Source organism: Enterobacter sp. ODB01, assembly GCF_001623605.1.
In the GTDB taxonomy this organism is placed as follows: Bacteria; Pseudomonadota; Gammaproteobacteria; order Enterobacterales; family Enterobacteriaceae; genus Enterobacter; species Enterobacter kobei.
Genome location: NZ_CP015227.1, coordinates 4,263,660 through 4,284,229, shown reverse-complemented (window position 1 = coordinate 4,284,229; position 20,570 = coordinate 4,263,660). Strand labels below are relative to the sequence as shown.

Sequence of the window (20,570 nt, the reverse complement as noted above, 5' to 3'; positions counted from 1 at the left end):
CCTGTGGGAGAGGGTTAGGGTGAGGGCACCCGTCCGCACCCTACTTAACCTTCTTCCCCTTCAGCAGTTTTCGCACCCACAATCGATTCGGGTTCAGCCCCGCAAGCGTTGTTCTGTCCAGCGGTAGCGGCTCGTTGCTCATTTGTGCGGCTAAGGCTTCAGCCAGTAGCGGTGCAGAACACAATCCACGCGAACCCAGCCCACCCAGCATAAACAGTTCGGGATAAACCGGTGCAGCTACCGCCGTTTCCTGGTGGTTTGCAAGGTCGTGATAGGCTTCAAGCGTTGCCTCATAGTTCGGCACATTCCCCATCATCGGCAGATGATCGCGCGTTGCGCAGCGCACGCCACAGCGGGCCGCGCCTTCGCTGACGTCAACCTCTTTCGCCCACGCTGCATCCGGGAAGCAGTCAATCAGGCGCTGGCGGTTTTGCTGTTGATCCGCCTCGCTGTAGCGCATATCCGCTTCGCCACGATGATAGCTCGCCCCGATGCAGTGATGACCATTAGACGGATTTTGTGGCGTCAGATAGCCGTCATAGCACAGCACCTGACGCAGTTTGCCCAGTTCGGACGTAGTAGGGATATGACTCACCTGGCCGCCGACCGGATAAACCGGCACGGATTCTGTCTGGATAAACTGGTTGATGCTATGTCCGTTCGCCAGCACAACGCTGGCATGGCTTGCCTCTTTGCCATCAGCAAAACGCAAATTCCAGCGTTCTGTTCGGGACAGCGATTCAACCTTGTGGGCATAGTAGACCGTCAGCCCGCGTGACTGCGCAAGGTCAATCGCCGCAGCGGTCAGTTCAGCCGGGCACAGCCAGCCGCCGAGCGGATACTGAATGCCCTCGCAGCCGGTTTCAACGCCGGTGGTGTCGGCGGCCTCTTGCGCGCTTAGCGCCCGCGCAATGTCTTCCGGCAGTCCCAGGGACAGCATCTGCGCGATTTTTTGCTGACTTCTCTCATCCCAGCCGAGCTGCGTCACGCCGCACCATTCATGATCGAACGTCACCGGCAGGGCATCATACAGGCGACGGGCAAAGGTAAAGGCCGCCGGGAAAAACTGGAACAGTGCCGGATCGTGCGCGCTTAAAAGGGGATAGAGCGCCCCCTGGCGGTTGCCGGAGGCCCCACCTGCTGGCGCATCGTCAGCACAATAAAGCGTCACCTGCCAGCCACGTTGGATAAGCGCAAGAGACAGCAGTGCGCTGGCGATCCCTCCGCCTGCTATCGCCACTTCCCGTGACGCGCCGGCGCTGCGCGCAAACCAGGGTGCACTGGCGGGGATGTCCAGCGTCTGCTCCATCCTGCCGACCAGCATGTCGCGCTTGCGGCCAAAACCTTTAGTTTTCTGCATGGTAAAGCCCGCTTCCTGCAAGCCGCGACGAACAAAGCCTGCTGAGGTGAAGGTGGCGAGCGTTGCGCCCGGACGCGCCAGTCGCGCCATTGCGTTAAACAGATGCTGGCTCCACATATCCGGGTTTTTGGCAGGCGCAAAACCGTCCAGGAACCACGCGTCCACCGTCTGATTCATCGCATCATCAAGCTTATCGGTAAGATCGTTGATGTCGCCCAGCCACAAATCCAGCGTCACGCGTCCGCCGTCGAGAATCAGACGGTGGCAGCCCCCAATGTGAGGCGGCCACTGTGCCTGAAGCTGTTCAGCCCAGGTAGCCAGCTCCGGCCAGCGTTGATGGGCCTGGCGCAGATCGTGCGCGGTGAGCGGGAATTTTTCGAAACTGATGAAATGTAATCTTTGTAGCGTAGCCTCAGGGTGGGCAGCGTGAAACTGGTCAAACGCCTGCCAGAGGGTCAGAAAATTGAGCCCGGTGCCGAATCCGCTTTCCGCGACCACAAACAGGCTCCGCGGATGCTCCGGGAAGCGGGTGCTGAGCTGGTTTCCGTCGAGGAAAACATAGCGAGTTTCTTCGAGTCCGTTATCATTAGAAAAATAGACGTCATCAAAATCTCGGGAAACAGGTGTACCCTCAGCGTTGAATTCGAGGTTGGCGGGTTGTATAGCGTTTTGTTTCACGTAAGTTACTCGTCTGACAGGCAGTGGCACGATCTTAACGATGTGAGTCCATCGGTGCAAATTTCCGCAGAAAATGTCTGATCGGACTTGTTCGGCGTACAAGTGTACGCTATTGTGCGACTCGAAACTTACTATAGTGCGACTTACAGAGGTATTGAATGAAACGTGCAGTGATTACTGGCCTGGGCATTGTTTCCAGCATCGGTAATAACCAGCAGGAAGTCCTGGCATCTCTGCGTGAAGGACGCTCCGGGATCACTTTCTCTGAAGAGTTTAAAGATTCAGGTATGCGTAGCCACGTATGGGGTAACGTCAAACTGGACACCACCGGTTTGATTGACCGCAAAGTGGTTCGTTTCATGAACGATGCCTCTATTTATGCTTATCTCTCCATGCAGGAAGCGATTGCAGATGCAGGTCTCAGCGCGGAAGTTTACCAGAACAATCCCCGCGTAGGTCTTATCGCTGGTTCCGGCGGCTCATCTAAAGCGCAGGTATTCGGTGCTGACGCAATGCGTAGCCCGCGTGGTCTGAAAGCGGTAGGTCCGTACGTGGTCACCAAAGCCATGGGCTCTGCGGTTTCCGCATGCCTGGCCACTCCGTTCAAAATCCACGGTGTGAACTACTCCATCAGTTCCGCGTGTGCGACGTCCGCACACTGCATCGGTAACGCGGTTGAGCAGATCCAGCTGGGTAAACAGGACATCGTCTTTGCTGGCGGCGGCGAAGAGCTGGGCTGGGAAATGGCCTGTGAGTTCGACGCGATGGGCGCTCTGTCCACCAAGTACAACGAAACCCCGGAAAAAGCGTCCCGTACTTACGACGCGCACCGTGATGGCTTCATCATCGCAGGCGGCGGCGGTATGGTTGTGGTTGAAGAGCTGGAGCACGCGCTGGCACGTGGTGCGCATATCTACGCTGAGATCGTGGGCTACGGCGCAACGTCTGATGGCGCCGACATGGTTGCGCCATCCGGTGAAGGTGCGGTGCGCTGCATGAAGATGGCGATGCACGGCGTTGATACGCCAATCGACTACCTGAACTCTCACGGTACCTCTACTCCGGTAGGCGACGTGAAAGAGCTGGGTGCAATCCGCGAAGTCTTCGGCGACAACAGCCCGGCAATTTCTGCCACCAAAGCTATGACCGGTCACTCTCTAGGTGCTGCGGGCGTGCAGGAAGCGATCTACTCTCTGCTGATGCTGGAAAACGGCTTTATCGCCCCAAGCATCAACATTGATGAGATGGACGAGCAGGCTGCTGGCCTGAACATCGTGACGAAACCAACGGAAGCGACACTGACCACCGTCATGTCTAACAGCTTCGGTTTCGGCGGCACGAACGCGACGCTGGTAATGCGTAAGTACAAAGCATAAGCGTTTGAATGTATAGTAGAAGGGAACCGGAAGGTTCCCTTTTTTTATGCCTCAACACGGAGTTATGCATGAAGGCTGTTATCCCAGAGAAGAGCGCCCCTTCCGGTAACCTTTCCCTTTTCCGAATCGCCTTTGCGGTATTTCTGACCTACATGACCGTTGGCCTGCCGCTGCCGGTGATCCCACTGTTCGTTCATCAGGAACTCGGCTATGGCAACACTATGGTCGGCATTGCCGTGGGCATTCAGTTTTTAGCCACGGTGTTAACCCGCGGGTACGCCGGACGGCTGGCAGATCAGCATGGTGCAAAACGCTCGGCGTTACAGGGGATGTTTGCCTGTGGTCTGGCGGGCGGGGCATGGCTGTTAGCCGCGCTTTTGCCGGTAGACGCAGGGTATAAATTTGCGCTGCTGGTGCTGGGACGTTTAATCCTTGGCTTTGGTGAAAGCCAGCTGCTGACCGGTACCCTGACCTGGGGAATGGGTCTGGTGGGGCCTGCTCGTTCGGGCAAAGTGATGTCCTGGAACGGCATGGCTATCTATGGCGCGCTGGCCGCTGGTGCACCGCTGGGACTGCTGATCAACAGCCAGTTTGGTTTTGCGGCGCTGGCAGCCACCACCATGGTGTTGCCGCTGCTGGCGTGGGCGTTTAACGGCTCGGTACTACCCGCTCACAAAGGGGAGCGTCCTTCCCTGTGGAGCGTGATCGGCCAAATCTGGCAGCCGGGTCTGGGCCTGGCGCTGCAGGGCGTAGGTTTTGCGGTGATTGGCACGTTCGTCTCGCTCTACTTTATGAGCCGCGGCTGGGCGATGGCCGGATTTACGCTCACCGCGTTTGGCGGGGCGTTTGTGCTGATGCGCGTGTTCTTCGGCTGGATGCCGGATCGCTTTGGTGGCGTGAAGGTGGCGGTGGCATCGCTGATGATAGAGACCGTTGGCCTGCTGCTGCTGTGGCACGCACCGGTCGCCTCTGTCGCGCTGATTGGCGCAGCACTCACCGGCTGCGGTTGCTCGTTGATTTTCCCGGCGCTTGGCGTGGAAGTCGTGAAGCGTGTGGCCCCGCAGGTGCGTGGCACAGCACTCGGCGGCTATGCGGCGTTTCAGGATATCTCATACGGAGTAACCGGACCGCTGGCCGGACTGCTGGCCACCTCGTTTGGCTACCCGTCCGTCTTCCTGGCCGGTGCTGTTTCTGCAGTGATGGGTATTGTGGTGACGCTGGTGGCGTTTCGCCGGTCGTAGTTTTTGCCCGGTGGCGCTTCGCTTACCGGGCCTACAACCGCACTGGCCTTAGGCCGGGTAAGGCGAAGCCGCCACCCGGCAGTGTTAAGCAACCAGCCAGAAAATCGCCAGCGCAATCAGTAACGCAATAAACAACAATCCCGGACGGGCAGAAAGCGTTCTGAACGTCTCCACAACGGGCGCAAAAAGCGGGCTGTAGATCGGCTGAATGTTTCTTGCCTCCGGTACGCCGCCTTCCCGCTCGGCGCGGCGCACGAAGATCTGATTGAGCACATCCTGCACCTGCGCGGTGGTCAGTACCGTTTGCGGTGTCGCCTGCCAGTTCTGCTGGGCGTAATCCCGAATCGCCTCGAACTCGTGCGGTTCCAGCGGCTGTTTAAGCGCAGCCTGAACGGTATGCAGGGTAGGGGCGCTCTGGGTGCTGAGCGTCTGGCGCGCCTGTAGCCAGGTCACCAGATGGGGAAACTGTTTGGCCGGGATCAACTCGCCCGCCTTTACGCCGGACAGTTCGAGCATGGATTGCCAGATAAGCTTTGTTGACTCGCCGGTGGCGGCGGCCAGTTTGGTCACCATTTGATTCAGCGTGTTGTGCTCAGCAGGCAGCAGCGAACGCTCGGTCGCCGGCCGCAGCTGCGGCTGTGGGATCGACAGCTGATTGTTCTGCAACAGCGTCAGCACGGTTTTAAGCTGGTCTGGCGTCAGCTGGCTCAGGGCCGTCTGGCCATACTGCTGGCGGATAAAGTCGCTGACCGCCTGACGGTTATTTCCCTGGCCGAGCAGCTCGGTCAGTTGCGTGACAATCTGCCGTGTGGTGTGGTTCTGCTGTGCGGTCGTAATACGCTGGTTAAGATTTTGCTCGGCAGCAGGGAAATGTCGCGACTGCAGCGGTGCGTCGTTCCTTACGCCTAAATCATGCTTTACCCCGGCCCAGACTTCCGCGTTTTGCTGTGAAGTCAGCGCAATCAGGCGCGTGATCAGTCGCTCCAGCACGGTGCGCTGTTGCGTGGATAGCGGTTGTTCACCGGCAACGTTTGGCGTGACAGGGCCTTCACCCGGAGGGCGTGGCGGCGTACCTGAAATGGGCTGCATCGTCAAAAATCCTTAAAGTCAAAACTCAGCGTAAACCTGGCAGACGTATATGCCTGGCGGCCAGATTATGGCACACTTGGCAGGTTTACTTCCTCTCAAACAGGTACTCAGACGTGAAAATCCTCGTTGATGAAAATATGCCTTATGCCCGTGAGCTGTTTAGCCGCCTGGGTAACGTTAAGGCTGTCCCTGGTCGCCCGATCCCGGTCAACGAACTGGATGACGCAGACGCGCTGATGGTGCGCTCGGTGACCAAAGTAAATGCGTCGTTGCTCGCCGGAAAAGCGATTAAGTTTGTCGGAACCGCAACGGCAGGGACCGATCATGTGGATGACCAATGGCTGAAGCAGGCGGGGATCGGCTTTTCCGCCGCGCCCGGCTGTAATGCTATTGCCGTCGTGGAATATGTCTTCTCCTCTTTGCTGATGCTGGCCGAGCGCGACGGTTTTGTGCTGAAAGACCGCACCGTGGGGATCGTCGGGGTGGGTAACGTGGGTGGACGCCTGCAAAAGCGCCTGGAGGCGTTAGGTATTCGCACGCTGCTGTGCGACCCGCCGCGTAAAGACAACGGTGAGGAAGGGGATTTCCGCTCGCTGGATGAGCTGGTTGAACAGTGCGATGTGCTGACGTTCCACACGCCGCTGTTTAAAGAGGGTCCCTATACGTCCCTGCATCTTGCCGATGAAGCACTGATCCGTCGTCTGAAGGCTGGCACTATTCTGATAAATGCCTGCCGTGGCCCGGTGGTGGACAACGCCGCGCTGCTGAAATGTCTGAATGAAGGACAAGACCTCCGCGTTGTGCTGGACGTCTGGGAGCCGGAGCCGGATCTTAACGTTGAACTGCTTAACAAGGTGGACGTAGCCACTGCGCATATCGCGGGCTATACGCTTGAAGGCAAAGCCCGCGGCACAACGCAGGTGTTTGAAGCCTACAGCACGTTTATTGGCCATCCGCAGCAGGTGGCGCTGGATACCTTACTTCCCGCACCTGAATTTGGCCGCATTACCCTGCATGGCCCGCTCGATCAGGCAACGCTGAAAAGGCTGGTGCATTTGGTGTATGATGTGCGCCGCGATGATGCGCTGCTGCGTAAAGTGGCGGGGATCCCGGGTGAATTTGACAAGCTGCGTAAGAACTATGTTGAGCGCCGCGAGTGGTCGTCCCTGTATGTGATGTGCGACGACGCAACGGCCGCGACGCTGCTGAAAAAACTGGGTTTTAACGCCGTTCATCACCCGGCGCATTAATGTCTTCTTAATGCTCCCTGTCGGATACTCCGGCAGGGGCGCTTTTTTATTTCTGGAGTAAACCACCATGTCTGAAGGCTGGAACATTGCCATTTTAGGTGCCACCGGTGCCGTGGGCGAAGCCCTGCTCGAAACCCTTGCTGAGCGTCAGTTCCCGGTGGGCGATATCTATGCGCTGGCGCGTACCGATAGCGCGGGTGAGCATCTGCGCTTTAACGGTAAATCCGTCATGGTCCAGGATGCGGCTGCGTTTGACTGGACCCAGGCGCAGCTGGCATTTTTCGCCGCAGGTGCTGAAGCCACGGCGTCTTACATCGAAGAGGCGACCAATTCAGGTTGTCTGGTGATCGACCTGAGCGGTCTGTTCGCCATGGAGCCGGACGTGCCGCTGGTGGTGCCGGACGTCAACCCGTATGTCCTGGCTGACTACCGTAACCGTAATATTATCGCGGTACCGAACAGTCTGACCAGCCAGCTGCTGACCGCGCTGAAACCGCTGATTGACGACGGTGGCCTGTCGCGTATCACCGTCACCAGCCTGCTGTCTGCCTCCGCAAATGGCAAAAAGGCCGTCGATGCGCTGGCCGGGCAGAGCGCGAAGCTGCTGAACGGTATCCCGATTGATGAGGATGATTTCTTCGGTCGCCAGCTGGCGTTCAACATGCTGCCACTGCTGCCGGATCGTGAAGGTTCCGTGCGCGAAGAGCGCCTTATCGTCGACGAAGCGCGCAAAATTCTGCAGGATGAGGGGCTGATGATCTCCGCAAACGTCGTGCAGTCGCCGGTATTCTACGGTCACGCGCAGATGGTAGGTTTTGAAGCCCTGCGCCCGCTGGCGGCGGAAGAAGCGCGCGATGCGTTTGGCCGCGGTGAAGATATCGTACTTTCCGAAGAGAGCGAGTTTCCGACGCAGGTCGGTGACGCCACCGGTAGCGCCCATCTTTCAGTCGGTTGCGTGCGGAACGATTACGGTATGCCGGAGCAGGTTCAGTTCTGGTCCGTTGCGGACAACGTTCGTTTTGGCGGCGCGCTGATGGCGGTCAAAATTGCTGAGAAACTGGTGCAGGAGTACCTGTACTGATGTCAGAAGTGGAACAAAAGCCGGTTCATAAAATTGCCCTCGGTATCGAGTACGATGGCAGTAAATATTATGGCTGGCAGCGTCAGAATGAGGTGCGTAGCGTCCAGGAAAAGCTGGAGAAAGCGCTCTCTCAGGTGGCAAACGAGCCGATTAACGTTCTGTGCGCAGGCCGTACGGATGCGGGTGTTCACGGTACCGGGCAGGTGGTCCACTTTGAAACCACTGCCGTGCGCAAAGATGCCGCCTGGACGCTGGGTGTAAATGCGAATTTACCTGGTGACATTGCGGTGCGTTGGGTGAAAGCTGTGCCGGATGATTTTCACGCGCGCTTCAGCGCGACGGCGCGTCGCTACCGCTATGTCATCTACAACCAGCGTCTGCGTCCGGCGGTGCTAAGCCAGGGCGTAACGCATTTTTATGAACCGCTCGATGCTGAACGCATGCATCGTGCGGCGCAGTGTCTGATTGGTGAAAATGACTTTACGTCGTTTCGTGCGGTGCAATGTCAGTCCCGTACGCCGTGGCGTAACGTTATGCACATAAACGTCAGCCGTTTTGGCGCGTATGTGGTGGTGGATATCAAAGCCAATGCCTTTGTACATCATATGGTGCGGAATATTGTAGGCAGCCTGATGGAAGTGGGTGCCGGACACCAGCCGGAGAGCTGGATTGCAGACCTGCTGGCAGCGAAGGACAGAACGCTTGCGGCAGCCACGGCGAAAGCAGAAGGACTGTATCTGGTTGCGGTAGACTATCCGGATCGGTTTGACCTGCCAAAACCGCCAATGGGCCCGCTGTTTTTAGCGGACTAAACAAAGGTGCAATTAAGGCTTAGACAATATGGACGTAATACGTTTTCTGATTGATTTCATTCTGCATATTGATGTTCACCTGGCGGAACTGGTCGCGCAGTATGGCGTCTGGGTTTATGCCATCCTGTTCCTCATTCTGTTCTGTGAAACCGGTCTGGTCGTTACCCCCTTCCTGCCGGGGGACTCCCTGCTGTTTGTTGCGGGTGCGTTATCGGCCCTACCGACCAATGACTTGAACGTGCATCTGATGGTGGTGTTGATGGTGATTGCCGCAATTATCGGGGATGCCGTCAACTATACCATTGGCCGGGTGTTCGGTGAGCGCTTGTTCAGCAATCCTGATTCGAAAATTTTCCGTCGCAGCTATTTAGATAAAACCCATGCGTTTTATGAACGTCATGGCGGAAAAACCATTATCCTTGCGCGTTTTGTGCCTATTGTGCGCACATTTGCACCGTTTGTGGCGGGAATGGGGCATATGTCCTATCGTCATTTTGCGATGTATAACGTCGTGGGCGCGCTGCTGTGGGTGCTGTTGTTTACCTATGCAGGCTACCTGTTTGGCGACTTGCCGGTGGTTCAGGAAAATCTTAAGTTACTGATTGTAGCGATTATTGTGCTTTCCGTACTGCCTGGCGTTATCGAGATTATTCGTCACAAACGCGCGGCGGCAAAGCAAGCGAAGTAAATGCACGCTGGCGGTTCGACCACTTTTTTATCCAAAGTTTCGGGCTGTTATGTTTTAATGTGCAACATTCATGGTCTGTTGGAGGCAAAAATGGCATTATTCGCCTCTTATAGCAAAACTGGCATACGACCAGGTTCAGGCAGAAAGGTTATCAATGAGCTGGATTGAACGAATTAAAAGCAACATTACCCCAACGCGCAAAGCGAGCATTCCTGAAGGGGTATGGACTAAGTGTGATAGCTGCGGCCAGGTTCTGTACCGTGCAGAGCTGGAACGCAATCTTGAAGTGTGTCCGAAGTGTGACCACCATATGCGTATGTCGGCGCGTAACCGCCTGCATAGCCTGCTGGACGAAGGTTCACTGGTAGAACTGGGCAGTGAGCTTGAGCCAAAAGATGTGCTGAAGTTCCGCGATTCCAAAAAATACAAAGATCGTCTGGCCTCTGCACAGAAAGAGACTGGCGAGAAAGACGCGCTGATCGTCATGAAAGGCACCCTGCATGAAATGCCGGTTGTCGCCGCGGCGTTTGAGTTCTCCTTTATGGGTGGCTCAATGGGCTCTGTCGTGGGCGCACGTTTTGTGCGTGCCGTTGAGCAAGCGCTGGAAGATAACTGCCCGCTGATCTGCTTCTCTGCCTCTGGCGGAGCACGTATGCAGGAAGCGCTGATGTCTCTGATGCAGATGGCGAAAACCTCTGCGGCGCTGGCGAAAATGCAGGAACGCGGTCTGCCTTACATTTCCGTGCTGACCGACCCAACCATGGGAGGCGTCTCTGCAAGCTTCGCGATGCTGGGCGATCTGAACATTGCTGAGCCAAAAGCATTGATCGGTTTCGCTGGTCCTCGCGTCATTGAGCAAACCGTTCGTGAAAAACTGCCGCCGGGCTTCCAGCGCAGTGAGTTCCTCATTGAGAAAGGCGCCATCGATATGATCGTCCGCCGTCCGGAAATGCGCCTGAAACTGGCAAGCGTTCTGGCGAAGCTGATGAATCTGCCCGCGCCAAACCCGGATGAGCCGCGCGAAGGCGTGGTGGTACCGGATCAGGAACCCGAGGCCTGATAACTGAAAAGGGCAGGGCCAGATGGCGCTGCCCTTTTGCTTTATAACCTGCTAATGACAACCGGGCATCATGGAAAATAAAAGCATTCCTCAAGCCACGTCGCCCCTGGCCGCGTGGCTTTCTTATCTGGAAAACCTGCACAGTAAAACCATTGATATGGGGCTTGAGCGCGTAAGCCAGGTTGCCGCGCGTCTGGGCGTGCTGAAACCTGCGCCTTTCGTTTTCACCGTCGCAGGCACCAACGGTAAAGGCACTACCTGCCGTACGCTGGAATCCGTCCTGATGGCGGCGGGTTACAAGGTTGGCGTTTACAGCTCACCACACCTGGTACGTTACACTGAGCGGGTTCGCGTGCAGAACAGCGAGCTGCCGGAATCGGCGCATACGGCGTCGTTCGCGGAAATCGAAGCCGCGCGAGGTGATATCTCGTTAACCTATTTCGAGTACGGCACGCTTTCGGCATTGTGGCTGTTCAAACAGGCGCAGCTGGATGTGGTGATTCTGGAAGTGGGTCTTGGCGGGCGGCTTGATGCCACCAATATGGTGGATGCGGACGTGGCGGTGGTCACCAGTATCGCGCTGGACCATATCGACTGGCTGGGGCCGGATCGCGAAAGCATTGGTCGCGAGAAGGCCGGTATTTTCCGGGCGAATAAACCCGCCGTGGTCGGTGAGCCGGATATGCCGCACACTATTGCTGACGTGGCCCAGGAGAAGGGGGCTCTGTTGCTGCGCCGTGGCGTTGACTGGCAATATGAGGTTCAGGATAACGGCTGGCGCTTTAGCGATGCGCAGGGAATGCTGGACAACCTGCCGCTGCCGCAGGTGCCACAGCCTAACGCGGCAACCGCGCTGGCGGCATTGCGCGCCAGCGGATTAGCGGTCAGCGATCAGGCGATCCGCGACGGCATTCAGAATGCGCTGCTGCCGGGACGTTTTCAGATTGTGAGTGAGTCACCGCGCCTGATCCTGGACGTGGCGCACAACCCACACGCAGCGGCGTACCTCGCAGGACGTCTCAAATCGTTACCAAAAACCGGGCGCGTGCTGGCGGTTATCGGTATGCTTCATGATAAAGATATCGGTGGCACGCTGGCCTGCATGGAGAGTGTGGTCGATAGCTGGTATTGTGCTCCTCTTGAGGGGCCGCGTGGTGCGACGGCCGAGCAGTTGATGGAACATCTCGGCAAAGGCGCAATCTATAGTAGCGTGGCTCAGGCCTGGCATGCCGCGATGGCGGATGCTAAACCAGAAGATACCGTGCTGGTGTGTGGCTCTTTCCACACGGTGGCACATGTCATGGAAGTGATGGACGCGGGGAGAACCGGTGGCGAGTAAGTTTCAGAACCGTTTAACAGGAACCATTGTGCTGGTCGCGCTCGGGGTGATTATTCTTCCCGGGCTGCTCGACGGGCAGAAAAAGCATTATCAGGACGAGTTTGCAGCCATTCCGCTGGTGCCAAAACCGGGCGACCGTGATGAACCGGATATGCTGCCTGCGGCGACACAGGCGCTGCCTGCCCAGCCGCCGGAAGGGGCGGCTGAAGAAGTTCGCGCGGGCGATGCCGCTGCGCCGTCGCTCGACCCGTCGCGTCTGGCGGCGAATAACAACATCGAGATTGATCCGGTACCGGTAGAGAAGCCTAAGCCTGTTGAAAAACCGAAGCCGGTAGAGAAACCGCAGCCGAAGCCAACGCGTGATAAAGCGGAAGAGCAACTGGCTGCTGCGTCAGAAACCCCTCCGCCAGCGAAGCAAGACGCAGCCCCGACCGGCAAAGCCTATGTTGTGCAACTGGGCGCGTTGAAAAACGCCGATAAAGTTAACGAGGTCGTGGGTAAACTGCGCAGCGCGGGCTATCGTGTTTACACTTCACCTTCCACGCCGGTGCAGGGTAAAATTACCCGTATCCTTGTGGGGCCGGAAGCGTCTAAAGATAAGCTGAAAGGCTCGCTGGGTGAGCTGAAGCAGATCTCCGGTCTGAGCGGTGTGGTGATGAACTATAGCGCGAACTGATAAGATCTCCCCCTCACCCTAACCCTCGCCCCTCAAGGGAGAGGGCCGGGGTGAGGGGGAGAAGACGTCCACAGAGATGTCAAAAGGACCGTGGCGTTGATTATTTTTTCAGCGCCTTTTTTATTTACGCGCGGGAAGGAAATCCCTACGCAAACGTTTTCTTTTTCTGTTAGAATTCGCCCCGAACTGGATGACAGGGCGTTAAATCGTGGGACACATATGGTCTGGATTGATTACGCCATCATTGCGGTGATTGGTTTTTCCTGTCTGGTTAGCCTGATCCGTGGCTTTGTTCGTGAAGCGTTATCGCTGGTGACTTGGGGTTGTGCTTTCTTTGTTGCCAGTCATTACTACACTTACCTGTCTGTCTGGTTCACGGGCTTTGAAGATGAACTGGTCCGAAATGGAATCGCCATCGCGGTGCTGTTTATCGCGACGCTGATTGTTGGTGCTATCGTCAATTACGTGATAGGTCAGCTGGTCGAGAAAACCGGTCTGTCAGGAACGGACAGGGTACTCGGGATCTGTTTCGGGGCGTTGCGAGGTGTGCTGATTGTGGCCGCCATCCTGTTCTTCCTGGATACCTTCACCGGGTTCTCCAAAAGTGAAGACTGGCAGAAATCGCAGCTCATTCCTGAGTTCAGCTTCATCATCAGATGGTTCTTTGACTATCTGCAAAGCTCGTCGAGTTTTTTGCCCAGGGCATAAACCCTGAGATGTGGCTTAACGAGGAAAAGACGAATGTGCGGTATTGTCGGTATCGCCGGTTTCATGCCGGTAAACCAGTCGATTTATGACGCGTTAACGGTGCTTCAGCACCGTGGGCAGGATGCTGCGGGTATCATCACCATTGATGCAAACAACTGCTTCCGTTTACGTAAGGCGAATGGCCTGGTAAACGATGTGTTTGAAGCCCGCCATATGCAGCGTCTGCAAGGTAATATGGGGATCGGTCACGTTCGTTATCCTACTGCTGGCAGTTCCAGCGCCTCTGAGGCACAGCCTTTCTACGTCAACTCACCGTATGGCATCACCCTTGCCCATAACGGCAACCTGACCAACGCCCATGAGCTGCGTAAAAAGCTGTTCGAAGAGAAACGTCGCCACATTAACACCACCTCTGATTCTGAAATCCTGCTCAACGTGTTCGCCAGCGAGCTGGATAACTTCCGTCACTACCCGCTGGAAGCAGACAATATCTTTGCTGCCATTGCTGCGACCAACCGCCAGATCCGCGGTGCATACGCCTGCGTGGCGATGATTATCGGTCACGGTATGGTTGCCTTCCGCGATCCAAACGGCATTCGTCCGCTGGTGCTGGGCAAGCGCGACCTTGGCGATGGCCGTACCGAATATATGGTTGCCTCTGAGAGCGTGGCGCTGGATACCCTGGGCTTCGAATTCCTGCGTGACGTTGCGCCGGGCGAAGCGGTGTATATCACCGAGAAGGGCCAGCTGTTTACCCGTCAGTGTGCCGACAACCCGGTCAGCAACCCGTGCCTGTTTGAATACGTCTATTTCGCCCGCCCGGACTCCTTCATCGACAAGATTTCCGTCTACAGCGCGCGCGTAAATATGGGCACGAAGCTCGGCGAGAAGATTGCTCGCGAATGGGACGATCTCGACATCGACGTGGTTATTCCTATCCCGGAAACCTCCTGCGATATCGCTCTGGAAATTGCCCGTATTCTGGATAAACCTTACCGTCAGGGCTTCGTGAAGAACCGCTACGTTGGCCGCACCTTCATCATGCCGGGCCAGCACCTGCGCCGTAAGTCTGTACGTCGTAAACTGAACGCCAACCGCGCCGAATTCCGTGATAAGAACGTTCTGCTGGTGGATGACTCCATCGTGCGTGGTACCACCTCTGAGCAGATTATCGAGATGGCGCGCGAAGCGGGGGCGAAGAAAGTGTATCTGGCGTCTGCCGCACCGGAAATTCGCTTCCCGAACGTGTACGGCATCGATATGCCAACCGCCAATGAGCTGATTGCGCACGGTCGCGAAGTGGACGAAATTCGTCAGATTATCGGCGCCGATGGCCTGATTTTCCAGGATCTGAACGATCTTATCGACGCGGTGCGCGCCGAGAACCCGGAGATTCAGCAGTTCGAATGCTCCGTGTTTAACGGCGTCTATGTGACGAAAGACGTCGACCAGCAGTACCTTGACTATCTTGATTCGCTGCGCAACGACGATGCGAAAGCCGTTCAGCTGCAAAACGATCTCGAAAGTTTAGAGATGCACAACGAAGGTTAATCTCTCTGCAAGTGAGGGCGTTCGCCCTCACTTGCAACTCCCCGCGAAATCCTGCACAGTCTGCCCTGAAATCAGTAAGGGCGAAAATCATGAAACGACTCATTGTTGGGCTCAGCGGTGCCAGTGGCGCCATTTACGGCGTACGTCTGCTGCAGGTTTTGCGCGACGTAGCGGAAGTCGAAACCCATCTGGTGATGAGCCAGGCGGCGCGACAAACCCTCTCCCTTGAAACCGATCTCTCCCTGCGTGATGTTCAGGCACTGGCCGACGTCGTGCACGACGCGCGCGATATCGCCGCCAGCATCTCCTCAGGCTCGTTTAAAACCGCTGGCATGGTGATCCTGCCCTGTTCAATTAAAACGCTCTCCGGCATTGTGAACAGCTATACCGACACGCTGGTGACGCGCGCGGCGGATGTCGTGCTGAAGGAACGTCGCCCGCTGGTGCTTTGCGTGCGGGAAACGCCGCTACATCTGGGGCATTTGCGCCTGATGACCCAGGCCGCCGAGCTGGGCGCCGTGATCATGCCGCCGGTACCGGCGTTTTATCATCGCCCGCAGTCGCTGGATGATGTGATCAACCAGACCGTCAACCGCGTGCTGGATCAGTTTGATATCGACCTGCCGGAAGATCTCTTCACCCGCTGGCAGGGAGCCTGATTCTGTGCACACATGCTGTGCATGAAAAGAGACGTTGCCCTGTTTCAGGGCAATTATGCAACGGCGATCATATCCTCGACATTTAATTCGTTTTTTCCCTTTTTCTCTCTCCGGTTCGTTCGGCAGACCTGCTATCTTTCACCATTAAGGCAATATCGCAACGTTTTATTAACATATTTAACGTCGAAGTTTTGACCAGACGGCAATGTGGCATAAGACCTGCAAGAGAAGCCTGCAACACAACACACAACACAATACATAATAAAATCACGGTACTTGAGGGTAAATGTATGAAGAAGACGGTTCTGGCTCTGTCTTTGCTGGTGGGGTTAAGTGCGGCGGCAGGTAGCTATGCGGCGCTTCCACAGACGGTTCGTATCGGTACAGACGCAACCTACGCGCCATTCTCTTCCAAGGATGCGAAAGGCGATTTCGTGGGGTTTGATATCGATCTGGGAAATGAAATGTGCAAACGCATGCAGGTAAAATGCACATGGGTGGGCAGCGACTTTGACGCATTAATTCCGTCGCTGAAAGCCAAGAAAATCGACGCCATTATCTCTTCTCTCTCTATCACCGAAAAACGTCAGCAGGAGATTGCCTTCTCTGACAAGCTCTACGCCGCTGATTCACGTCTGATTGCTGCTAAAGGCTCCCCGATCCAGCCGACCATCGACTCGCTGAAAGGCAAGCATGTTGGCGTGCTCCAGGGGTCAACGCAGGAAGGTTATGCCAATGCCAACTGGCGCGAGAAGGGTGTCGACGTGGTTGCCTATCAGAATCAGGATCTGATTTACTCTGACCTGTCGGCGGGCCGTCTGGATGCTGCATTCCAGGATGAAGTCGCCGCGAGCGAAGGCTTCCTGAAGCAGCCAGCCGGGAAAGACTACGCTTTTGCAGGCCCGTCCGTGAAAGACAAAAAATACTTTGGTGACGGCACCGGTATTGGCCTGCGTAAGGATGATACCGAGCTGAAAGCCGCCTTTGACAAAGCGTTTACAGAGCTGCGTAAAGACGGTACTTACGACAAACTGGCGAAGAAATACTTCGACTTCAACGTCTACGGTGACTGAGACCTGACGGTGATGCACTGAAAAGAGGCATCAGGCGAAGGGGTGATCCAGTATGGTGCGTTAAATGCACTATATTGGATCGCTTTGTGCATACTTACGCATTTATAATGCAAAATATCCCGGCCCGAAGGCATTAATCTTTGCCTGAAAGTGGGGATTAATGGCACATTAGCACCACCCCGTCGTCGTAAAAATCCCGTATGAAGACAGTTTGTTGAGGACAAATATGAAAAAACTCGTGTTGTCACTATCTCTGGTGCTGGCCTTTTCCAGCGCCACCGCGGCATTCGCAGCCATTCCGCAGAAAATCCGTATTGGTACCGATCCAACCTATGCGCCGTTTGAATCGAAGAATTCAAAGGGTGAGCTGGTGGGTTTTGACATCGATCTGGCCAATGAGCTGTGCAAACGCATCAAAGCGCAATGTACCTACGTTGAGAACCCGCTGGACGCGCTGATCCCATCCCTTAAAGCAAAAAAAATCGACGTAATTATGTCCTCGCTCTCCATCACTGAAAAACGCCAGCAGGAGATTGCCTTCACCGACAAACTCTACGCGGCCGATTCACGTCTGGTGGTGGCGAAGTCTTCTGATATTCAGCCAACGCTTGAGTCGCTGAAGGGCAAACGCGTGGGCGTGCTGCAGGGCACCACCCAGGAAACCTACGGTAACGAGCACTGGGCGCCGAAGGGGATCGAAATTGTCTCCTATCAGGGCCAGGAAAATATTTACGCAGACCTGACGGCCGGCCGTATTGATGCGGCATTCCAGGATGAAGTCGCGGCAAGCGAAGGCTTCCTGAAAACGCCGATGGGCAAAGATTACAAGTTCGGCGGTCCGTCCATTAAGGATGTGAAGTTGTTCGGTGTGGGTACCGGTATGGGCCTGCGCAAAGAAGACAACGAACTGCGCGAAGCGCTGAACAAAGCGTTTGCGGAAATGCGCGCTGACGGTACCTATGACAAGCTGGCGAAAAAGTACTTTGATTTCAATGTGTACGGCGGCTAATCGCTCCGTCAAATAACGTGCGGCCCCTCCCGATGCGGGAGGGGAAAAGACACGGTTTCACCACTCACGATACGACAGGGCTCGCGGTATGCTGTACGGATTTTCTGGCGTCATTTTACAGGGCGCGCTTGTCACCCTTGAGCTGGCTATCAGCTCCGTGGTGCTGGCGGTGCTGATAGGTCTGGCGGGCGCAGGGGCGAAGCTTTCGGCTAACAAACCGCTGGCGCTCATTTTTGAAGGCTATACCACGCTCATTCGCGGCGTACCCGATCTGGTGCTGATGCTGCTCATCTTTTATGGTCTGCAGATTGCGTTAAACAGCGTAACGGATGCGATGGGACTGGGACAAATTGATATCGACCCGATGGTGGCCGGTATTATTACCCTCGGTTTTATCTACGGTGCCTACTTCACCGAAACCTTTCGCGGTGCTTATATGGCCGTGCCGAAAGGTCACATTGAGGCGGCAACCGCATTTGGTTTTACCTCTTCACAAACGTTTCGCCGGATCATGTTCCCGGCCATGATGCGCTATGCGCTGCCGGGCATTGGTAACAACTGGCAGGTTATCCTCAAAGCGACGGCGCTGGTCTCTTTGCTCGGTCTGGAAGATGTGGTCAAAGCCACTCAGCTGGCGGGTAAAAGCACCTGGGAGCCCTTCTACTTTGCGGTGGTTTGTGGCGTGATCTATCTGGTCTTTACGACCGTCTCCAATGGTGTGCTGCTTCTGCTTGAGCGTCGCTACTCCGTGGGTGTGAAGAGGGCTGACCTGTGATTGAGATTATTCAGGAATACTGGAAATCCCTGCTGTGGACAGATGGCTATCGCTTTACCGGCGTGGCGATCACGCTGTGGCTGCTGATTTCGTCCGTGGTGATGGGCGGCATTCTGGCGGTGTTTCTCGCCATTGGCCGCGTGTCGAACAATAAATTTATTCAGTTCCCCATTTGGCTGTTTACCTATGTCTTTCGCGGTACGCCGCTGTACGTGCAGCTGCTGGTCTTCTATTCAGGCATGTACACGCTGGAAATCGTAAAAGGCACGGAAATGCTGAATGCGTTCTTCCGTAGCGGCCTGAACTGTACGGTGCTGGCGTTGACGCTCAACACCTGTGCCTATACCACCGAGATCTTCGCCGGGGCTATTCGTTCCGTGCCTTATGGCGAGATTGAAGCGGCGCGGGCGTATGGCTTTTCGTCGGTAAAACTTTACCGCTGCATTATTCTGCCATCGGCGCTGCGTATTGCGCTGCCTGCGTACAGCAACGAAGTGATTCTGATGCTGCACTCCACTGCGCTTGCCTTTACCGCGACGGTGCCGGATCTGCTCAAAATCGCGCGCGATATTAACTCCGCGACCTATCAGCCGTTTACCGCGTTTGGCATTGCGGCGGTGCTCTATTTAATTATCTCTTATGTCTTGATTAGCCTGTTCCGCAAGGCTGAAAAACGCTGGTTGCAGCATATAAAACCTTCTTCGACGCACTGAGAAAGATGATGGCTGAGAACAAATTAAACGTTATTGATTTGCACAAACGCTACGGCGAACATGAAGTGCTGAAAGGGGTGTCGCTGCAGGCGAATGCAGGCGACGTAATCAGTATCATCGGCTCATCCGGCTCGGGTAAAAGTACCTTCCTGCGCTGCATTAACTTCCTCGAAAAACCGAGTGAAGGCTCGATTGTGGTGAGCGGGCAGAATATTAATCTGATACGCGATAAAGACGGCCAGCTGAAGGTGGCGGATAAGAATCAGCTGCGTCTGCTGCGCACGCGTCTGACCATGGTGTTCCAGCACTTCAACCTCTGGAGCCATATGACGGTGCTGGAGAACGTGATGGAAGCGCCGATTCAGGTGCTGGGCCTGAGCAAACAGGAAGCCCGCGAGCGCGCGGTGAAATACCTGGCGAAAGTGGGTATCGACGAGCGTCAGCAGATGAAATACCCGGTGCACCTCTCCGGCGGTCAGCAGCAACGTGTCTCCATCGCCCGCGCGCTGGCGATGGAACCCGAAGTGCTGCTGTTCGATGAACCGACCTCAGCGCTGGATCCTGAACTCGTTGGCGAAGTGCTGCGCATCATGCAGAAGCTGGCCGAAGAGGGCAAAACGATGGTGGTGGTGACGCACGAGATGGGCTTTGCCCGTAACGTTTCTAACCACGTCATCTTCCTGCATCAGGGCAAAATTGAAGAGCAGGGCCATCCGGACGACGTCTTAGCGAATCCGCAAAGCCCGCGTCTGCAGCAGTTCCTGAAAGGCTCCCTGAAATAACGGGGGTTTTCCCTCTCCCTGTGGGAGAGGGTTGGGACGAGGGCATCAGACCGCAGTACAGCCCAATCGCCCGGTGGCGCTTCGCTTACCGGGCCTACAAAAACCGCAGTGCCGCCCGGCATTCAGACCGCACCACACTCCAGCCGATAGACCCACTCGTCATACCGCACCCCATTAATTTCATATGCCTTTTCCAGTACCTGCGTACGCACAAAACCGGCTTTCTCCAGCACGCGCACCGACCCGCCGTTATCCGCCAGCACAAACGCGTTAATGGCCTTCACGCCGGTCTGGTTAAAGGCGTAATCACACACCGCGCGCAGCGCCTCGCTGGCAATACCTTTCCCCTGCGCAGCAGGCACAACCGTATAGCCGATATCTGCCTCTTCATGATTCGCCGGGCTGATTTGCAGGCCAATATCGCCAAGCGGGGTCTCCTCATCCCGAAAACGGATCACGAAAACATGCTCGGCCATCAGGCGCGCGGCAAACACGCGTCGGGTCTCTTTTTCCGGCGCGATGGCGGACATATAGCGCATGATGTCGCGGTTTTCACGCAGCGAGCGGAAGAAGGCCCAGTCGGTGGGTTCGAAAGGGGTGAGATGAAGCCGGGGAGTGGTGATGGTTGCCATTGTTACGCCATTTCATCG

General features: G+C 56.0%; 20 protein-coding genes. 17 read left to right on the top strand and 3 right to left on the bottom strand.

What is annotated here, in order from left to right; all coding sequences use genetic code 11:
• Window positions 1-40: 40 nt before the first annotated feature.
• Complete coding sequence (gene mnmC / locus A4308_RS20360; protein ID WP_045281764.1) at window positions 41-2,038, bottom strand: bifunctional tRNA (5-methylaminomethyl-2-thiouridine)(34)-methyltransferase MnmD/FAD-dependent 5-carboxymethylaminomethyl-2-thiouridine(34) oxidoreductase MnmC; 1,998 nt, start codon at window positions 2,036-2,038, stop codon at window positions 41-43.
• A gap of 158 nt (window positions 2,039-2,196) precedes the next feature.
• Here mnmC and fabB point away from each other — a divergent pair, with 158 nt between their 5' ends.
• Together fabB and A4308_RS20350 are read left to right on the top strand one after the other, a co-directional pair.
• Window positions 2,197-3,414, top strand: a complete 1,218-nt coding sequence (gene fabB, locus A4308_RS20355) for a beta-ketoacyl-ACP synthase I (RefSeq protein ID WP_014884674.1) — start codon at window positions 2,197-2,199, stop codon at window positions 3,412-3,414.
• A 68-nt stretch (window positions 3,415-3,482) separates the two neighbouring features.
• Window positions 3,483-4,655, top strand: coding sequence for an MFS transporter (locus A4308_RS20350; protein ID WP_045281763.1), 1,173 nt, complete (start codon window positions 3,483-3,485; stop codon window positions 4,653-4,655).
• Window positions 4,656-4,739: 84 nt separating this feature from the next.
• On the opposite strand, the gene flk is transcribed toward A4308_RS20350, so the two are convergent.
• The gene (flk, locus tag A4308_RS20345; RefSeq protein WP_014884672.1) at window positions 4,740-5,744 is read right to left on the bottom strand and encodes a flagella biosynthesis regulator Flk; all 1,005 of its coding nucleotides are present in this window, start codon (window positions 5,742-5,744) and stop codon (window positions 4,740-4,742) included.
• Between the two features lie 113 nt (window positions 5,745-5,857).
• Here flk and pdxB point away from each other — a divergent pair, with 113 nt between their 5' ends.
• From pdxB to hisP, 15 genes are all read left to right on the top strand, one after another.
• Entirely contained in the window at window positions 5,858-6,994 is a 1,137-nt protein-coding gene (gene pdxB, locus A4308_RS20340) for a 4-phosphoerythronate dehydrogenase PdxB (RefSeq protein WP_045269240.1), read from the top strand.
• A 67-nt stretch (window positions 6,995-7,061) separates the two neighbouring features.
• Entirely contained in the window at window positions 7,062-8,075 is a 1,014-nt protein-coding gene (locus tag A4308_RS20335; protein WP_045281762.1) for an aspartate-semialdehyde dehydrogenase, read from the top strand.
• Complete coding sequence (gene truA / locus A4308_RS20330; protein WP_014884669.1) at window positions 8,075-8,887, top strand: tRNA pseudouridine(38-40) synthase TruA; 813 nt, start codon at window positions 8,075-8,077, stop codon at window positions 8,885-8,887. The genes A4308_RS20335 and truA overlap by 1 nt, the downstream gene beginning before the upstream one ends.
• A 28-nt stretch (window positions 8,888-8,915) precedes the next feature.
• On the top strand, window positions 8,916-9,575 hold the full coding sequence (locus A4308_RS20325; protein WP_014884668.1) for a DedA family protein: 660 nt from the start codon (window positions 8,916-8,918) through the stop codon (window positions 9,573-9,575).
• Between the two features lie 154 nt (window positions 9,576-9,729).
• Window positions 9,730-10,635, top strand: a complete 906-nt coding sequence (gene accD, locus A4308_RS20320; RefSeq protein WP_014884667.1) for an acetyl-CoA carboxylase, carboxyltransferase subunit beta — start codon at window positions 9,730-9,732, stop codon at window positions 10,633-10,635.
• A 70-nt stretch (window positions 10,636-10,705) separates the two neighbouring features.
• Window positions 10,706-11,974 carry a bifunctional tetrahydrofolate synthase/dihydrofolate synthase gene (folC, locus tag A4308_RS20315; protein WP_014884666.1) on the top strand — a complete coding sequence of 423 codons (1,269 nt, stop codon included), beginning with the start codon at window positions 10,706-10,708 and terminating at the stop codon, window positions 11,972-11,974.
• Complete coding sequence (gene dedD / locus A4308_RS20310) at window positions 11,964-12,650, top strand: cell division protein DedD (RefSeq protein ID WP_045281761.1); 687 nt, start codon at window positions 11,964-11,966, stop codon at window positions 12,648-12,650. Before folC ends, dedD begins: the two co-directional genes overlap by 11 nt.
• Before the next feature lie 219 nt (window positions 12,651-12,869).
• Window positions 12,870-13,358: a colicin V production protein gene (gene cvpA / locus A4308_RS20305; protein ID WP_000262116.1), complete on the top strand. Its 489-nt coding sequence runs from the start codon at window positions 12,870-12,872 to the stop codon at window positions 13,356-13,358.
• Between the two features lie 33 nt (window positions 13,359-13,391).
• The gene (purF, locus tag A4308_RS20300; RefSeq protein ID WP_014884664.1) at window positions 13,392-14,909 is read left to right on the top strand and encodes an amidophosphoribosyltransferase; all 1,518 of its coding nucleotides are present in this window, start codon (window positions 13,392-13,394) and stop codon (window positions 14,907-14,909) included.
• Between the two features lie 89 nt (window positions 14,910-14,998).
• Window positions 14,999-15,568 carry a UbiX family flavin prenyltransferase gene (locus tag A4308_RS20295; RefSeq protein WP_014884663.1) on the top strand — a complete coding sequence of 190 codons (570 nt, stop codon included), beginning with the start codon at window positions 14,999-15,001 and terminating at the stop codon, window positions 15,566-15,568.
• A 290-nt stretch (window positions 15,569-15,858) separates the two neighbouring features.
• Entirely contained in the window at window positions 15,859-16,641 is a 783-nt protein-coding gene (gene argT / locus A4308_RS20290; RefSeq protein WP_014884662.1) for a lysine/arginine/ornithine ABC transporter substrate-binding protein ArgT, read from the top strand.
• 226 nt (window positions 16,642-16,867) lie between these two features.
• The gene (hisJ, locus tag A4308_RS20285; protein WP_045281760.1) at window positions 16,868-17,650 is read left to right on the top strand and encodes a histidine ABC transporter substrate-binding protein HisJ; all 783 of its coding nucleotides are present in this window, start codon (window positions 16,868-16,870) and stop codon (window positions 17,648-17,650) included.
• A gap of 88 nt (window positions 17,651-17,738) precedes the next feature.
• On the top strand, window positions 17,739-18,425 hold the full coding sequence (locus A4308_RS20280) for a histidine ABC transporter permease HisQ (protein WP_014884661.1): 687 nt from the start codon (window positions 17,739-17,741) through the stop codon (window positions 18,423-18,425).
• Window positions 18,422-19,138, top strand: a complete 717-nt coding sequence (locus A4308_RS20275; RefSeq protein WP_008502590.1) for an ABC transporter permease — start codon at window positions 18,422-18,424, stop codon at window positions 19,136-19,138. The genes A4308_RS20280 and A4308_RS20275 overlap by 4 nt, the downstream gene beginning before the upstream one ends.
• Window positions 19,139-19,146: 8 nt before the next feature.
• Window positions 19,147-19,920: a histidine ABC transporter ATP-binding protein HisP gene (hisP, locus tag A4308_RS20270; RefSeq protein ID WP_014884660.1), complete on the top strand. Its 774-nt coding sequence runs from the start codon at window positions 19,147-19,149 to the stop codon at window positions 19,918-19,920.
• Between the two features lie 122 nt (window positions 19,921-20,042).
• Here hisP and A4308_RS20265 read toward each other — a convergent pair whose 3' ends face one another.
• Window positions 20,043-20,552, bottom strand: a complete 510-nt coding sequence (locus A4308_RS20265) for a GNAT family N-acetyltransferase (RefSeq protein WP_045281759.1) — start codon at window positions 20,550-20,552, stop codon at window positions 20,043-20,045.
• Between the last annotated feature and the right edge of the window lie 18 nt (window positions 20,553-20,570).

Coding starts and splice junctions, on each gene's coding strand:
- folC (WP_014884666.1), top strand. CDS start 10,706: ATGGAAAATAAAAGCATTCCTCAAGCCACGTCGCCCCTGGCCGCGTGG.
- A4308_RS20335 (WP_045281762.1), top strand. CDS start 7,062: ATGTCTGAAGGCTGGAACATTGCCATTTTAGGTGCCACCGGTGCCGTG.
- A4308_RS20280 (WP_014884661.1), top strand. CDS start 17,739: ATGCTGTACGGATTTTCTGGCGTCATTTTACAGGGCGCGCTTGTCACC.
- A4308_RS20265 (WP_045281759.1), bottom strand. CDS start 20,552: ATGGCAACCATCACCACTCCCCGGCTTCATCTCACCCCTTTCGAACCC.
- fabB (WP_014884674.1), top strand. CDS start 2,197: ATGAAACGTGCAGTGATTACTGGCCTGGGCATTGTTTCCAGCATCGGT.
- accD (WP_014884667.1), top strand. CDS start 9,730: ATGAGCTGGATTGAACGAATTAAAAGCAACATTACCCCAACGCGCAAA.
- hisP (WP_014884660.1), top strand. CDS start 19,147: ATGGCTGAGAACAAATTAAACGTTATTGATTTGCACAAACGCTACGGC.
- A4308_RS20325 (WP_014884668.1), top strand. CDS start 8,916: ATGGACGTAATACGTTTTCTGATTGATTTCATTCTGCATATTGATGTT.
- hisJ (WP_045281760.1), top strand. CDS start 16,868: ATGAAAAAACTCGTGTTGTCACTATCTCTGGTGCTGGCCTTTTCCAGC.
- truA (WP_014884669.1), top strand. CDS start 8,075: ATGTCAGAAGTGGAACAAAAGCCGGTTCATAAAATTGCCCTCGGTATC.
- flk (WP_014884672.1), bottom strand. CDS start 5,744: ATGCAGCCCATTTCAGGTACGCCGCCACGCCCTCCGGGTGAAGGCCCT.
- purF (WP_014884664.1), top strand. CDS start 13,392: ATGTGCGGTATTGTCGGTATCGCCGGTTTCATGCCGGTAAACCAGTCG.
- A4308_RS20295 (WP_014884663.1), top strand. CDS start 14,999: ATGAAACGACTCATTGTTGGGCTCAGCGGTGCCAGTGGCGCCATTTAC.
- A4308_RS20350 (WP_045281763.1), top strand. CDS start 3,483: ATGAAGGCTGTTATCCCAGAGAAGAGCGCCCCTTCCGGTAACCTTTCC.
- argT (WP_014884662.1), top strand. CDS start 15,859: ATGAAGAAGACGGTTCTGGCTCTGTCTTTGCTGGTGGGGTTAAGTGCG.
- cvpA (WP_000262116.1), top strand. CDS start 12,870: ATGGTCTGGATTGATTACGCCATCATTGCGGTGATTGGTTTTTCCTGT.